The following is a 15,461-nucleotide window of genomic DNA, read 5'->3' as shown; positions in this document are numbered from 1 at the left end:
TGGCGGTGGCGGTGGTGGCGGAAGCCCAACACCTGCCCCCGATCCCACTCCAGATCCAGATCCCACGCCCGATCCCGAACCCGTCATCCCCCCACCCGAGGACTGGGGCGATCTGCCCAACGACGATGGCGACAATGTCCCTGATGCGGTTGAAGATCTCGCCCCACCACCGGAGGAAGGCGGCATCCAGGGCGATGGCAACGGTGACGGCACCCCCGACAGCGAGCAGGCCGACGTGATCTCGGTGCCCATCCGCAACACCGAAACCGTCTCCGCCAACCCTGACGCCCCGGTGGTTTTCGTCACCCTCGTCGGCGGTGCCGTCAGCAACGGGGAAGGTGGTGATCCGGGCGAGACACCCTCTCCCACGTCCGGCGTCACCATCCGCTCCGTCACCCAGACCGACGCCTCACCCGCCGAAGACCGCGACGGCATCGACATGCCCTTGGGGCTAATCGGCTTCGAGGCCGATGTCGCGGTTCCCGAGGGCGGCGAGGATGCTGGCGAGATTCCCTTCAGCCTGCTGATCGACGGCGACACTGAAGTGAACGGCTTCTGGAAGCAAACCAGCGCCGGCACCTGGGCCAACCTCGCTAGCCCCGAGTATGGCGGACAGGTCAGCAGCATCGGCGGCAAGACCCAGCTCAACTTCGTCATCCAAGACAACGGCCCCTTCGACAGCAACCCCGCCGCTGGAGCCATCACTGATCCGGGCGCTCCCGGCTACCGCGCCGAGCCTCCTGTTGCTCCCCCTTACCTGACAGACAGCAACGACCGCATTTTGATTGACGGCGCCACCCCACGCATCCTCGATTTCGGCGGGCAGGATACCTACACCCTGGCCACGACTTTCATCGGCAATGCACGCCTTGTTGACAACCAGGCCAGTGTCGTTAACTTGCCCGCAGGATTGGTCATTACCGACGCACGTTTTTTGGCCAACGGACTCGAACTGAGCTTGCCTGGCGGAACCCTGAGGCTGCTCGGCGCGCCCGAAGCCTCCCGCTATGTCTTCGGCGGCGATCCGGACGATCCCGAGGCGGGCACTGCGCTCAGTTTCACTGAACTGGCGCACGCCCTCGGCACCACCGTTCCCGCTCCCGGCCGCAGCGAGCCACATCAGGCCAGCATCAGCGGTGCGGTGCAGGCCGACGGCACCATCACTGGGGGTCCGGGGCGCATCCATTATCTTGACGATGGCGACAGCCGTCTGGTTGTTGACGGTGGTGATGAACGAATTATCGACTTCGGTGGTGCGGACAGCTATCAGTTGCAGCCGGAGCTGACGCGCGATGTCACCCTGATTGATAACCAGGTCAGCCGGATTGAGCTGCCCGAGGACGCAGCAATCAGCCATGCGCACTTCCTCGCCAATGGACTCGCACTGACGGTGCAGGACCATACCGTCACCCTGCTCGGTGCACCGCAGACCTTTCTCTACATCCTCGGCGAGGCGGAGCTGGACTACACCGAGTTGGCCGAGGCTCTCGGTCCCGAACGGGCTGATACGGAGGGGCTGAGCGTTGAGGCCTCATTTGCGACCAACAGTGCAGTGAACTCAATCGACTGGGAGATACTGCCGTTGTAGCGGTGGCGGCTGTCTCGCCTTCGTCCAGCTCGGGCAATGCAGGCTGACCGGGTACCGGGTCGCGAGGCCGCAGACGACAGGTTCACCCTGTGCTACGCCACACCAGCCGCTCGAAGCCCAAGGCCACCACTGCATGGGTATGCAAACGCAGGCGCTGGCCATAGGCCTGTTCCAGCCCCTGGCGATAGTGAGCCAGCTGGGCTTCGGCGGCGTCCAGGCTGGCGGCGACCAGGGGCAGGCGGGCCAGTTCTTCGCGTGACTGGGGGCGCAGTGCCTGGCCGGTTTGCACGATGTCGTGCAGACTCAGGTACTTGAACTCCAGCAGATGATCCAGGAGCGCGAAGCGGCGCATCTCCTCGCGCACCATCAGCGACAGGTCGGCATGGCGGCGTTCGATGGCGGTCTCGGAGTCCATCACGTAGAAAATGTCGGCAAAGAGCGCGATCAGAAAGACGGTCTTGACCGTCAGCTCGTTGGACCAGCGATCGTCGCGGTTGTCGAAGACGCGGAGATGATTGGTTTCCAGTACCTCGATTAGGGGCGCAAGGTTACCACTGGTGTAGAAGGCTTCAGCCGCAGCGCGCAGGCGCTCGCGCTCGGGATAGTCGGGAAAGAGGTGATCGCGAAACTTCTCGATGTAGAGCTTGCGGATCACCAGATTGGGCACGCCCAGCACCAGCCGTCCCATAGCATCCAGATCCTTGAGCGTCAGGGCGCCGAGAAAGTACAACAGCGAGCCGAGAAAGGGCGCATCCTTGGGCGCACGGCGCATGTCCTCCACCCCAAAGCGATGCGCCAGGCTGGCAATGAGCGGCGGATGCTCGGGATCGAGTGCCGCACCGATCAGCTCGGCCCCATGCGGCTGGCGGGCGACAAAGTCGATGCGGTTGCGATCCATCGCCAGGTTGCTGTCGAGCATCTCCCGGGGTGGTTGCCCGGTGGTGGCCAGGGCATCGAAGAAATACAGCGCCAGCGTGGGATTGTAGAGTCCGGGTCCGGGCTCGTAGCCGAAGCGATAGCCGTTGTACCAGGTACGCATGGTCTCCAGCATGCGCGCGGACCAGCCCGGGTCGCCTGAGTCGCGACCTTGTTCAGCGGCCAATTGATCCAGCACAGCGGTCACTTCCGCTTCAGTAAAGCCGCACAGATCGACAAAGCGGGCATCCAGGCTGACATCCTTGGAGACGTTGTAGCCACTGGAAATATCTGCCAGCACCACTGGCGAGACGCCGGTGATGAACACCCGATCAATGCCGGCACCCGAGGCCAGGGATTTCACCGCCTTGAACACCGTCTTGAGCAGCCCTTCCCCGGAGACCAAGGCATCATAATCCGCCTGTCGCGCCTGCATCAACTCATTGGCGAAGTTGTCGTATTCGTCGATCAGCAGATACAGATCATGGCCTTGGGCGCGAGCGGCGCTGACGGCGGCGCGCAAGGCGACCAGACAGTCGCTGGGATGCGCATGCAGCTCCCCGTGGAGCCAATCGGCATAACGCACCCCAAAATCGGCCACCTGGGCGTTAATGTGATTGTGTAAGGCTTGGCGGATCTCGGCCAAACTGCCACTGGCATCCACCATGGAAAAATCCCAGCGCAGCACGAAATAGCTGTTGCGCCGCGCGGTCGGATGTTGGCCAATGGCCAGGGCGCCAAACAGGGCCTCGAATTCCCCGGCCCGAGCCAGATCGTAGTAGTTCTCCAGCGTGGTCAGCCAGGCGGTTTTGCCGAAACGCCGGGGACGCAGAAACAGGATCTGATCGCCGACGTTTTCGAGCGTGCGAATACGCTCAGTGCGATCCGCATAATAGTAGCCGTCGGTGATGATTTTGTGAAAGTCAGCGGTGCCGTAGGGGAATTTCATGGTGGTTTCGGCGCGCGATGCAGCAGATGGCCGAGAACATGCCATAATGCCAGGAGTGGATGCCGCCGCCACAGGCGTGGACCGGCATAGCGCATGATCCGGCGCGTGGCGGCTGTCATTGCAGCGCTATAACAGCTGCGCTGACAGTCGGAGCAGGCGTATTTCGCCTCGCCAAAGGGGCAATAATCGAGGCGACGATGGGCGTATTTCAGCACCTCTGTGCAGTCTTCACAGAGCTGGTCAGCTGAGCCACCGGACCCGGCATGATGCGCACGACAATAGAGCGCAATCATGGCTGCGATCGTGCGCTGTTCGCGGCGAATGCGCGGGCCGCGCCTCGGTGGCGGCCGGCGTGCCTTTGCCTGGCCCGTGCCACGCGGTGATGGTGCAGCAGCGGTCTGATGCGGACGGCGATGAGGCGGGGGCGTCAGCTCCTTCATGTCCGCATTATGCGCGCCGGCGACTGTTCTCACCAGAGCTCCTCGTGCCAGCGCCCGGATCACGATTGCCAGAGGCCGGGGCCAGACCTGACAACCGGCTTTTGTGATTCGCGCACCTGCCCCAATATAACCGCCAGGCATGAGGAAAGGCTCATGCCGAGCGTTCCGAATACCAAAATTTTATCCTATTTTTTAATCAGATAGAGGTTTACATCCTATGTTAGCAGACCACACCGGCAAGCCCGTCCCACAGGTGACCTTCCGCACCCGCACCGATCATGATTGGGCGGACGTGACCACCGACGAGATTTTCGCCAACAAGACCGTCATCGTCTTCTCACTGCCGGGCGCCTTCACCCCGACCTGCTCCTCGACCCATGTACCACGCTTCAACCAGCTGGCCCCCACCTTCAAGAAGCTGGGCGTGGATGACATCGTCTGCATGTCGGTCAATGACGGCTTCGTCATGAATGCCTGGAAGGAAGACGAGCAGGCGCACAACCTGACCTTCATCCCCGATGGGAACGGCGAATTCACTGAAAAGATGGGCCTGCTGGTCGATAAGGACGACCTTGGCTTCGGCAAGCGCTCCTGGCGCTACTCCATGCTGGTGAAAAACGGTGTGGTCGAGAAGATGTTCATCGAGCCGGAAAAGCCCGGCGACCCCTTCGAGGTCTCCGACGCCGACACCATGCTGGCCTACATGGCCCCAAGCGAGCCCAAGCCGCTGAACATCACCATCTTTACCCGCCCCGGCTGCCCCTTCTGCGCCAAGGCGAAAGAAGCCCTGGCTGAAGAAGGCCTGCCTTACGAGGAGCTGGTACTGAACCGCGACTACACCGAGCAAACCCTGCGCGCCGTGACCAACGGCACCATGGTGCCCCAGGTGTTCATCGACGGGCAGAAGGTCGGCGGTTCCGACGACCTGGAAGCCTGGCTGGCCAAGCGCTGATCGGGCAACCCTCAGGGCGACACAGGGGAACAGCCTCAGGTCGCCCCTGAGGGGCGCTCACTCATCCGCCCGCCCATCCAGCAGCCTAACGGAACCTCAATCATGGAACAGCATTTCGATCTCATCGCCATCGGCGGCGGCAGCGGCGGTCTGGCCGTAGCCGAGCGCGCCGCGCAGCACGGCAAAAAAGTTGCTCTGGTGGAGCCCGCCAAGCTCGGCGGCACCTGCGTCAATCAGGGCTGCGTGCCGAAAAAGCTCATGTGGTACGCCGCCAATCTGGCCGAGGAGGTGCGCCACGCCGCTGAAATGGGTGTGGAAGGAAGCAACGGTCAGATCGACTGGGCGCGGCTGACCAGCGGACGCGACCAGGTCATCAGCAACATCAACACCTACTGGGACGGCTATGCCAAGAAACAGGGCATCACCGTAATCGAAGGCTATGCGACCTTTGTCGACAGCCGCCACATTCGTGTCGGTGACACGACCTACAGCGCCGATCACATCGCCATCGCCACCGGCAGTCAGCCCCTGGTGCCGCCCGTGCCAGGCAAGGAACTGGGCATCACCTCCGATGGTTTCTTCAAGCTAAAGCAACAGCCTCAGAAAGTTTGCATCATCGGCGCCGGCTACATCGGTATCGAGTTCGCCGGCATGCTGGCCGCCATGGGTTCGGACGTGACCGTGGTCGCGCTCGAAAGCCGCGTACTGGAAGTCTTCGACCCCATCGTCAGCGACACCCTGGCGCACAACATGGAGCTGGTCGGCATCAAGTGCCACCTGCCCTTCGCTGTAGCTTCCCTGGAGCAACAAGACGACAGCCTCGCCATCCGCTCGCGCGACGATCAGGTGCTCGGCGGCTTCGACACCATTATTTGGGCCATCGGGCGCACACCCAACACGCGCGACCTCAACCTGGAGGCTGTGGGCATTGAGCTCGAGAAAGGCGGCATCATCGCCACCGACAAATACCAGAACACCAAGGTCGAGGGCATCTATGCACTCGGCGACATTACCGGCCGCGCGCCACTGACACCCGTGGCCATCGCCGCCGGTCGCCGCCTGGCCGATCGTCTGTTCGGCGGCCTGTCAGATCGGCATCTGGACTACAGCAACATCCCGACCGTGGTCTTCGCCCATCCGCCGGTTGGCAGCGTCGGCATGACCGAGGCCGCCGCGCGCGAAAGCACGGACGAGAAGATCACCATCTACAAGACCGAATTCACCCCCATGCGCTATGCACTGAACAAGCAAGGCCCGCGCACTGCGATGAAACTGGTCTGCGCCGGTCCCGAGGAGCGCATCCTCGGCATCCACATGGTCGGCGACGGCGTGGATGAAATGCTCCAGGGCTTTGCCGTGGCAGTCAAAATGGGTGCCACCAAGGCCGACTTCGACAACACTGTCGCCATTCACCCGGTCAGCGCCGAGGAACTGGTGACGCTGAAGACGCCGGAACCGGATTAACCCGGATTTTAACCGGGCGCCCCATAGAGTTGAGCCCCTCTGGAGGCTGGATGACCGCCCGCCCGGCTCTGACCACAATAAGCGGCCCCCTCCCTAAGGGGGCCGCTATTGCAATCAGCGCTGCTGCAATGAGCCCAGGAAACTCAAGTCCTCCTCCCGTTCCCCAGTCATCAACACATCACGGCATCCGCACCAACTGGGCCCTATACGCTCAAACAAGGTTCTTGTGCATGCCCTCATCCCCGTGCGTCCTTGCACGGCATTCCTCACCTTGATGCGCCAATTTTCATGGGCATCACAGGGGCGAACATTTACTCTTGAGCGCAGTGAAGGCAAAATGACCCAGTACAATCATTCAGGCTGGCGCGTGGTGAGTTTTTCGCGAGCATGAGCATCCCCAAGGCGACGCAAGCACCCCCAATAATTCGTTATGAGCATCAAAATCCTAGCTGTTGATGATTCCGGCGTCATGCGTTCCATGGCCGTCAAGTTCCTTAAGCAAGCCGGCTATGATGACGTCGTGACAGCCAAGGACGGACTCGATGCCATTGAAAAGCTACAGGAACATATCTTTGACCTGATCATCAGCGACTGGAACATGCCACGGCTTGACGGGCTGGAACTGCTGCGCTGGATACGCGAGGACAGTGGATATCAGGATATCCCCTTTATCATGGCCACCGCGCAGGGGGACAAATCCCAGACCGAAATCATCTACAAGGAAGGCGGCGCGCACATTACCAAACCCTATAGCGCCGATGAATTAAAACAGAAAATTCTCGATGTATTCGAGGGCACCTCTGAGACGGATCAGCCCATCGAACGCAAAATTGTCGATGGCAAGGTGGTGATTCGTGCGGTTCACATTCAAATCACTGACCATCTCGCCCTGGGTGTCCTAAAGCATCAAATCGACAGCGGCCAGATCGCTCCCAAGCATTTCAGTCTGGAGACCTTTTGCAAACCCGGCTGGAACCCGGTGCAACAGATGATCGAAAGCGGTCAGGCCGATATTGCCTTTATTCTCGCACCTCTGGCCATGGACCTCTTTGCCTTTGATGTGCCGATCAAAATGGTGTCACTGGCACACAAATGCGGCAGTTGCTTCGTGCGCAATATTAATTATAAAACCGTTGGTTATGAATCCCTGTATCGGTTTTACAAATGGAAGGAAATCATTATTCCGCACAAGATGTCCATCCATCATCTCCTGGCGCATAAATTTCTAACTGAGCTGAAGCTCAAACCTGGCCTGCCAGAGAAAAATGCCCCCATTAACGTGCGCTTTGAGGTGATGCCGCCGATTAAAATGCCCGAGACCCTGCAACAGGACTACATCGCCGGCTATATCGTGGCCGAACCCCTGGGTTCAAAAGGCATTAAAATGGGACTGGCGGAATTACAATCACTGTCTGGTGATATGTGGTCCAATCATCCCTGTTGCGCGGTAGTGATGCGTCAAGATTTTATTGATGAACATCCCGAGGCCGCGCAGGAATTTGTCTCCCTGCTCAACCAAGCCGGGCAATTTATTCATCACCACCATCATGAAGCAGCAAATATCGCCGTTCCCTTTCTTGACCCCCAGCAAAGCCTGGGCCTCACCAGTGAAGTGATCCAAAAGGTGCTTGAGCAGCCCAATGGCATCCAATACAATGATCTCTATCCTTCAGTGGAAGAGCTCGATGCCATCCAGCAGTATATGCACTATCAGATGAATATCGGGCGCCTGATCAATGTAAAAGATTTTATTGATTTTCGCTTTATTGACAAAGCCATGGAAGAGATTGCAGCAGCCAGCCAATCACAGGAGCCTCCTGCCTAAACCGACCGACCAACACTGCTTAGAGCTTCTTCAGACTGGCACCAATCTCATCCTCAATACTGTCGAGTCGCCGGCCACCATCATGCAGATGTGTCAATTTCTCATTCACATGAGAAAACTCTGATGACATCTTTTCCATCGCCGGCAGAATATCATCATTGATAGATGCGACAATCCCCTGAACCAGCCCGAAGTTGCGCCCGATTCGCTCTTTCATGCCACGGGTGATTTCCGGTACGCCAGTCAGTACCGCAACGCTTTCGTTGACATTATTGGTCACATCCCGCACCGAATCCTTATTCTCTTTAATACTCTCGATCACGTTTTCGGTAATGCTGATGGTCTGCTCGATGGTATGACCGATTTTCTCCACCGCATCGGCGGTAATCGCGGACAGATTGCGCACCTCATTGGCCACCACAGCAAAGCCTTTGCCATATTCCCCGGCTCGTGAAGCCTCGATCGCTGCGTTCAAAGCCAGGAGATTGGTTTTCTTGGCGATCTCCTTGATGATCGTCAAAATCTCCATGATCTTCATGGAGTTCTCAGACAGTACATGGGTCTTTTGCTCCAGCTGCTCCATGTTTGGCACCACTTCCCGAGGTAGCAGGTCGGTCGATTTGACAATATCATCCACTTCCTGCGTCACTTCGTCACTGGTATCCAGCGCCAGTTTTTGCAAATTCTGCATGCGCCCAGCAATTTCACCCAGGGTGTCATTGAACTGATTGAGGTGCTGCTGAATCCCGGAGAACTGCACCGAAAAGGACTCCACACGCTGCTGCACATCGGCAACCAACTGCAAATTGGACTGTCGATCCGTCGCGCGACCATTGTGCGTATCGCGCAGGGTCTCCAGCCAGTGGTGCAGACGCGTAAACAACTGCTCAAAAGCCTGCTCCAGCGCCAACCACTCATTGCGGCTGTTCAGGTCAGCCGAAGAGTATTGCGCGCCCATCGGCTGGTGAGGAAAACGAGGCAGAATCTGCTGCTTTGATTGCGAGGATAAGCTCTGCTCCAACAAACGGATGCGTTCCACCAGCGAGATCCCCAAACCAAACAGGGTACCGATGGACAGCAGTTGCAACACGAGACACAGACGAAACCACCAAGGCGAGACATCCCCCGCCCAGTGATCTGTGAAGGCATGCGCCATGAAGGCCATCGCCAGGGAGGTCACCAGCGCAACAACCAAACCAAGCATGAACCGCGACCGGTAGCTCGTCATTTAACTTCAGCCCTAATCGTATATTTATCTTGTATTGCGTGAATGATCAACGCCCCATAGCCGCCAAATGAATCAGTGGCTTCGCGCATCCTCTGCATAATTCAGCACAGACTAGCTTACCCGCGCAGCCAAGCGCAACGAGTGACCCGAGGTTTTCCGCAGCGCTCCACCGGCAAAGCCAGCGCCAGCGCGCCAAACAGCAGGCTGCCGCCCAGCATGAACAGATGCAGATTCACTGCGCCGGCCAACGCCTGTTGCGCGGGCACTCCCAGAGGCAACAGCGCCGCCAGGGTCGCCAACTCATAGGAACCGGAACCAGCCACGCCGTGAACAGGCAACACCGACGATAACTCGGCTCCCATCACTCCGGCGAGCAGCTGCCAGAAGTCGATGCTGAGAAAATAGCCCAGCACCCAGGCATAGGCGAAGAACTTCGCCCCCCAGCATAGCGCGGTCCAGACATAGAGTTCAGCCACTCGCGCCAGCCGCTGCGGAGCCGCGCTGGCGAGACGGCGCAGCCCGCGCCGCCAGCGCGCACCGCTGTCCGGCCAGCCCGACAACAGCCGCGCACTCCAGGGCAGCACCAACAGCAGGCTCAGCCACACCAGCGCCACCAGCGGCCACAGCAACGCCGGCGCACGCAGCCAAGCAATGAACAGGCTCGTCAGGGCCAGAAAATGCAGATCCAGTAAGCGAATCCACAGCAGCGATAGCCCTGCTCCCAGCAGACTGTGATGAAAGTAGCGCTGCATGAGCCAGGGAAACAGCAGTTCACCCAGCCGCATGGGCAAGAACACATTAGCTGTAGTATGCAACACTGACAGGCGCAAGGTGGTCGGAAAGCGCCCTGTCATCAGGGGAGCAAAATAGACTGACACGCGCAGCGCACGCGCCAGATAACTGCCGGCACTAAGCGCCAGCAGCCCCAGCAGAAGCCAGGGCGGGAACGCCAACCAGGGCGCCAGCAGCTGCGGCCAGCCGATCCAGACCTGCACCAGCACGATCAACCCCAGCAACAGCACACTGCCAATCCACCAGGCGCGCGGCCGGTTGAGATTCAGCGCCTCTGGCGCTGGCTGGTCAGACGGCGCAGGTGGCTGTGTGCGAGCCGCAGACATCAGCGCTGGCGCCGACGCCGCGAGGACTGGGGATACAGGGGATCCATGCCTGGCGGACGGGTTTTAAAACGACGGTGCACCCAAAAATACTGCTCAGGCATGCGATGGATTTCAGCCTCAATGACTTGGTTCATGCGCGCGGCATCAGCCACCGGATCACGCCCGCTCAGCCCCTCAATAGGAGGGGCAAAGCGCAGTTCCACCCCCCGTCCCCAAGGCAAAAAACGCGCAAAGAGCGGAATCACCTCCGCATCGGCCAGGCGCGCCAGCCTCCCTAGGGTGGCGACTGTAGATGCTGGCTGACCACAAAAGGGCGCAAAAACGCCGCGCCGCTTTCCGGCATCCTGATCTGGCAGGTAGAAAAAGGGCGTGCCACGCTTTAACTCCCGCACCATCGCGCGCAGATCATCGCGATGCTCTACCGGAAGGCCGCCAAAGCGCGTGCGTGCGCGCTTCACCTGCCAATCGAGCACCGGATTGCGAATCCGTTGATACATGTACATGCCCGGATGCACCAGCGCCGTGAAGGCCGCACCGCCCAGTTCCAGGCCAATAAAATGAGGCACCAGCACAATCACCGGCCGCCCGGCGGCACAACAGGCGTCAATACGCTCGCGGCCCAGGATGCGCACCAGACGGCGCAAGCGGGCGCGCGAAGCCGACCAGCCAATCCCCTGCGCCAGTGCCGCCACCGCCAGATACCGCAGATGGGCGCGCACCAGGCGGCGCTGCGCGGCGGCCTCGAGATCCGGGAAACAGCAGCGCACATTGGTTAAGGCCACCTGGCGCCGCGCACCGCTCAGCGGATAGGCCAATGCGCCCAGCCCCTGCCCCAGAGCGAACAGCAGTGGCAAGGGCAAACGCCCCAGCGCCTGGAGCAAGCCCAGCAGCAGCCAGGAGGCCCAGTGGCGCGGATGCCACCCGGGCCCTGAGTCTGAGTCAATTTTCGAACTTGAAGAACACATCAGCGCCCTGGGTATCGCCCGTCTCGGTTTGCAATTCAATGCGATTGTTCAATTCATAGCGCATTTTGATTTTATCTGCCTGGTCACCCAGATTGCTCTCGTATTCCACGAACAGCTTGGGGGCAACGTAGGCTCCCAACGACAGGGTTCGGTCGATGTCACCGCCATCGCCCTGGGGCGGCACCCCGGTGAGCAAATAGCTGACGATCTCGCTGTCGGTCATATTGGGATCGGAATCGGAAAAAAACGCCAGCTTGGGCTTTTTGAGCGTTCCCAGCACCTGCACACCGGCGGTCATGTCACCCCCTTCGCGCTGCGCACGCAGCACCAGGCCTGGATTGCTCAGCGGTGTCTTGGCAAACAACAAAATCCCCTGCTCAATTTTAAGCGGCGCGCCAATACTAGCCATCAGACCAAATTGACTCGCCAGACGATAGGTGCCATCAACCACCTCCAGCTGACCATCGCCGAGCAGCGGCTGCTTCGGCTCCTGGACAGCGCGCAGACTGCCACGCAATTGGCCCCGCAAGCCGAAAGCCTCAATGCTGACCGCATCGCTGAGCTGCACCTCAACATCAACATTAAACGGTGAAGCGGATGGGGCATCACTGGTGCCGCTGTCGCCTTTCACCACCACGTCCGGCGAATTGGCCACCGTCCCGGCCGGAATGGAGCGCGGCTTGATGCGCGCCTGCTCGACCTGCACCACGCCCTGTACCGAGGCACCTGCGGCCCCGAATTCCACCGTCAGATCGGGCTTGAGCAACACCAGATATTCTTTGGTATCCGCCACCTTAAGCTGATCGCCGTCAAGCTTGATCTGAAAGGTCCAGCCTTGGGCGCCACTAGCCCCCTGCCCCTTAAGCCGCAATTGACCGCCACCGATATCGGCGCTGCCACTGATGTCGAGCTGCTTGCTGCCTTGGGTGTGTGCGCTCAGATTGGCATCGGCCACCGACAGCCCCAGCAGCGGCATCTGAAAGCTGACCTGTTCGATCTGCGCCTGCCCCTGAAGCTGCGGTTGCCCCAAGGTGCCGCCCAGCTTGAAATCAGCTGCCACGGTGCCGGCAAAGTTGCTCGACCCCGGCAGCAGCTCGCCGATTCGGCGCAGATCGCGCAGATTCAGCCGTACCTGGCCGCCGAGCGCCTGTCGCTGTGCATCCACCTTTGGCAGCACCAGCCTCGGCAGTGTCACCCCTGCTTCAAACGTACCCAGGTTTGCAAACGGCACCTTCAGCGTCCCCTCCACGCCCTGCCCGGTCGCTGCCACGTCCAGCGCCGCATTAGAAAACTCCAGCCGATCGGTCGCATCCGGCAACGCCAATGTGAGCGTGCCATCTGGAATCTCCACCGTCGCCGTGCCCGTGATGACGGCTGCGCGCGACTGGACGGCGACATCCGCCACCGCATAGCCGTCGGGTTCCAGCGCGGGCGGCAGGAGCGCATCAAAGAGCGCAAAATTAAGCCGCTTGAGTGTGAAATTGGCATCGAAGTTCCCTGGCTGACGCTGAGTGAAATGCGCACAGCCCCCAGAGCCCTGAGCCTCCTGAAGACAGAGCGGACCGGCCTCAATGCGCCCGGACTCGAACACCAACGGCACCTGTTTCGGCAAGGTCCAGCGACCGAAGCTGGTGGTGTCGAGCTTGAACTGACTGAGTTGCGCCTGATAACCACCCGACCCGGCATGCAGCTGCCCGCTCAGGGCCAATTGCGCCGCAAGGCTGTCACCATCAAGCTGAGCGGTCACCTGATGGTTGGGCTGAGTTCCGCTGGCGGTCAGGTTCAATCGCTCAAAGCGCAGGCCGCTGATTAGCAGATTACGCGCGTCCAGCTGGGCCTGAATCGGATCATCGGCGCCCAATCCCAAATCGGCCTGGCCCTGAAGACTGACGAGTCCCTGCCCTTGCAGCTCAAGATCCTGGCCGGCCAGCGTCATGGTCAGGCGCGGCGTCCGGGTCGGGCCGCGCAGGCGACCGTCGATCTCCAGTTGGCCCTGGGCGGCCGGCAGCAGTTCACCCAAATCGGGCGAGTGAATACTGAAATCGAGCGCCAGCGTCTCGCCCGCCTGACCGCTGGCGGTCAGGTCGGTTGCACCGGAGCTGGCCTTCAGCGCTGATAGCTTGAGCGTCTGATCGGCCATCTCCAGTTGCGTGGCGAGCGTCACCGGATAGCCGCGCACCTGACCGCCAAAGTCGCTGATGCGCGCGCTCAACACTGGTCCCTGAGCCCCTAGATGTCCCTGGCTGGCCAGCTGCCCAGACAGGCGTCCCGGCCAGTCGGGTGCATAGCGGCCCGGATCGAGGTCGGCCAGCGCCAGATCCGCCTCCCAGGTCAGCTGCGGCGCCCAGCCCAGTGCGCCACTGCCGGTCACGCGCCCGCCCAAAGTCTCAATTCCCAGAGCTGCGATCTGCGCCGCTGTCGCCGTGCCGGTGCCGGTCAGATTCACCAGCATGGCTGGATAATCGCTGAGGCCCACATTGGCTTTCAGTTGATAGTCATACCCCTGTTCCAGACTGCCGCTGGACTCGGCCTTGAGACTCAGCGTGCCACCCAGCCCCGGCCATTGCTGACCGGGGTCGATGCCCTGGGCCGTAAGCGCCAGCTCCCAGGCCAGCGTGGGACTCCAATGCAGGGTGCCCTTGGCGATGCTGTACCCGTTGAGACTGTCAAGCCGCAGCTCAGCAATGCGCACCCCGTGCAGATCACCGTCACCGCTGAGCGCCAGGTGCGTCTCAGGCAGCCCCTGGCCTAACACATCGGCTGCGAACTGATAGTCAAAGGCATTGAGTTGTCCGCTCACATCCAGGGTACCGTGCGGAGACTCAAAGCGTGCTGTGCCGGTCAACGGCCAGCGCAGCGCCTCCCACACGCCTTTGAGCGCCACCTGCCCTTGGGCATTAGCCAGATCCAGCTCACCGTGCAAATCCAACAGGCCACCTGATCCCTGCTCGGTGAGATTGAGCGCCCGAATGCTCAGTCGCCGTTCCTGCCAGATGCAATCCAGTGCAGCCGCCAGGCGCCCCATCTCGGTGTGCGCCGGAGCCTCGGCATTCAGAGTGCCGGTCACAGTGGCCTGGTCGAGCGTCCCCTTGGAGGCGAGTTGCGCGGTGATATCCACCTCGGGCGCCCCAGCAACGATCTGCGGCAAAGCCAGCGCGGCCAGCTGGATATCGGCCTCCCAGCTCGGCTGCGCGAGCAGATCCCGCACCTGGGCGTCCAGCGTCACCTCAGCCGTTCCCGTGATGCGATGTTCGATATGCAGCGCCTGCGCATCGCCAAGCACCTGCCCCTGGCCGCGCAGGCTGAGCGCTGGGGCCTGAGTGAACTGCCAGTCGAGGCTCAGATCGGTGGGATAGTGGTCGCGCAGCTCAACCTGACCCTGAGCCGCCGCCTGTACCGCCGGCACGCTCAGATCCAGCGTCAGCGTCCGCACATCAACCGTGGAGCGCGCCAGGCTGGCACTCAATTGCGCCTCGGTTAGCGCCAGCAGCGGTGGCTCTGGAGTCTCCATCGAACTCAGGCGCAACTGCTCAAGCTGCAAGTGTTCCACCTCGAGTGCAAAGGGCAGCCGAATCTCCGGCAGTTGCAGGGGCTCAGGGGATTTCGGCTGCTGACTCGGAGCGAGCAACACATCAGTGCGCTGGAGCGACAGGTGCTTGATGCCAAGGGTGCCGCTAAGCAAGCGCAGCGGCCGCCAGTCCAGCTTAGCCTGAGCCACCCGCAGCTCGAACGCCGGCAAGCGCAACTGCAGATCGCGCACTTCAAACTGATCCAGCAGACGCCCTTCCACAGCGCCAATATCAAGCGCATCGCCCATGGCGCCTTCACCCAAATTCGCCAGCACCCGCAGCCCCCCTGCGGTCGTCAGCAGCCAGGCGCACAGCAGCAGCATCACCAGCAGGAGTGTCATCAGACCACCGAACACCCAGCGCCATGGATGCCAAGACCGTCGGGAGCGGCGTGGCGGTGGACTGTTACCGGCGGTGGGATGCGTCTTGGCTGCGGTGGTATTCATGG

At 60.9% G+C, this 15,461-nt stretch carries 9 protein-coding genes and 1 pseudogene; 4 read left to right on the top strand and 6 right to left on the bottom strand.

The window, feature by feature from the left end:
- Positions 1–1,588: pseudogene (locus tag CKO36_RS10960) on the top strand (hypothetical protein); the annotation flags it as partial.
- Between the two features lie 82 nt (positions 1,589–1,670).
- Here CKO36_RS10960 and CKO36_RS10955 read toward each other — a convergent pair.
- A complete protein-coding gene (locus CKO36_RS10955; protein ID WP_200284100.1) occupies positions 1,671–3,452 on the bottom strand; it encodes an AAA family ATPase in 1,782 nt (593 codons plus the stop codon).
- Complete coding sequence (locus CKO36_RS10950; protein ID WP_338053459.1) at positions 3,449–3,925, bottom strand: nitrous oxide-stimulated promoter family protein; 477 nt, start codon at positions 3,923–3,925, stop codon at positions 3,449–3,451. The genes CKO36_RS10955 and CKO36_RS10950 overlap by 4 nt, the downstream gene beginning before the upstream one ends.
- A gap of 184 nt (positions 3,926–4,109) precedes the next feature.
- Between CKO36_RS10950 and CKO36_RS10945 the strand changes: the two genes are divergently transcribed.
- The 3 genes from CKO36_RS10945 to CKO36_RS10935 all read left to right on the top strand — a co-directional run bounded on the left by CKO36_RS10945 (position 4,110) and on the right by CKO36_RS10935 (position 8,133).
- Entirely contained in the window at positions 4,110–4,844 is a 735-nt protein-coding gene (locus CKO36_RS10945) for a glutathione peroxidase (protein ID WP_200284099.1), read from the top strand.
- A 102-nt stretch (positions 4,845–4,946) separates the two neighbouring features.
- Positions 4,947–6,308 (top strand): glutathione-disulfide reductase, encoded by a 1,362-nt coding sequence (gorA, locus tag CKO36_RS10940; protein WP_200284098.1) that lies wholly within the window; start codon positions 4,947–4,949, stop codon positions 6,306–6,308.
- A 430-nt stretch (positions 6,309–6,738) separates the two neighbouring features.
- Positions 6,739–8,133: a response regulator gene (locus tag CKO36_RS10935; RefSeq protein ID WP_200284097.1), complete on the top strand. Its 1,395-nt coding sequence runs from the start codon at positions 6,739–6,741 to the stop codon at positions 8,131–8,133.
- A gap of 19 nt (positions 8,134–8,152) precedes the next feature.
- Here CKO36_RS10935 and CKO36_RS10930 read toward each other — a convergent pair whose 3' ends face one another.
- From CKO36_RS10930 to CKO36_RS10915, 4 genes are all read right to left on the bottom strand, one after another.
- The gene (locus CKO36_RS10930) at positions 8,153–9,337 is read right to left on the bottom strand and encodes a methyl-accepting chemotaxis protein (RefSeq protein WP_200284096.1); all 1,185 of its coding nucleotides are present in this window, start codon (positions 9,335–9,337) and stop codon (positions 8,153–8,155) included.
- A gap of 140 nt (positions 9,338–9,477) precedes the next feature.
- Positions 9,478–10,479 carry a lysylphosphatidylglycerol synthase domain-containing protein gene (locus tag CKO36_RS10925; protein WP_200284095.1) on the bottom strand — a complete coding sequence of 334 codons (1,002 nt, stop codon included), beginning with the start codon at positions 10,477–10,479 and terminating at the stop codon, positions 9,478–9,480.
- A complete protein-coding gene (locus CKO36_RS10920; RefSeq protein WP_200284094.1) occupies positions 10,479–11,444 on the bottom strand; it encodes a lysophospholipid acyltransferase family protein in 966 nt (321 codons plus the stop codon). The genes CKO36_RS10925 and CKO36_RS10920 overlap by 1 nt, the downstream gene beginning before the upstream one ends.
- Positions 11,419–15,459: a translocation/assembly module TamB domain-containing protein gene (locus CKO36_RS10915; protein WP_200284093.1), complete on the bottom strand. Its 4,041-nt coding sequence runs from the start codon at positions 15,457–15,459 to the stop codon at positions 11,419–11,421. The genes CKO36_RS10920 and CKO36_RS10915 overlap by 26 nt, the downstream gene beginning before the upstream one ends.
- Between the last annotated feature and the right edge of the window lie 2 nt (positions 15,460–15,461).

The organism is Rhabdochromatium marinum, assembly GCF_016583795.1.
In the GTDB taxonomy this organism is placed as follows: Bacteria; Pseudomonadota; Gammaproteobacteria; order Chromatiales; family Chromatiaceae; genus Rhabdochromatium; species Rhabdochromatium marinum.
This window is presented reverse-complemented; position numbering and strand designations above follow the sequence as displayed.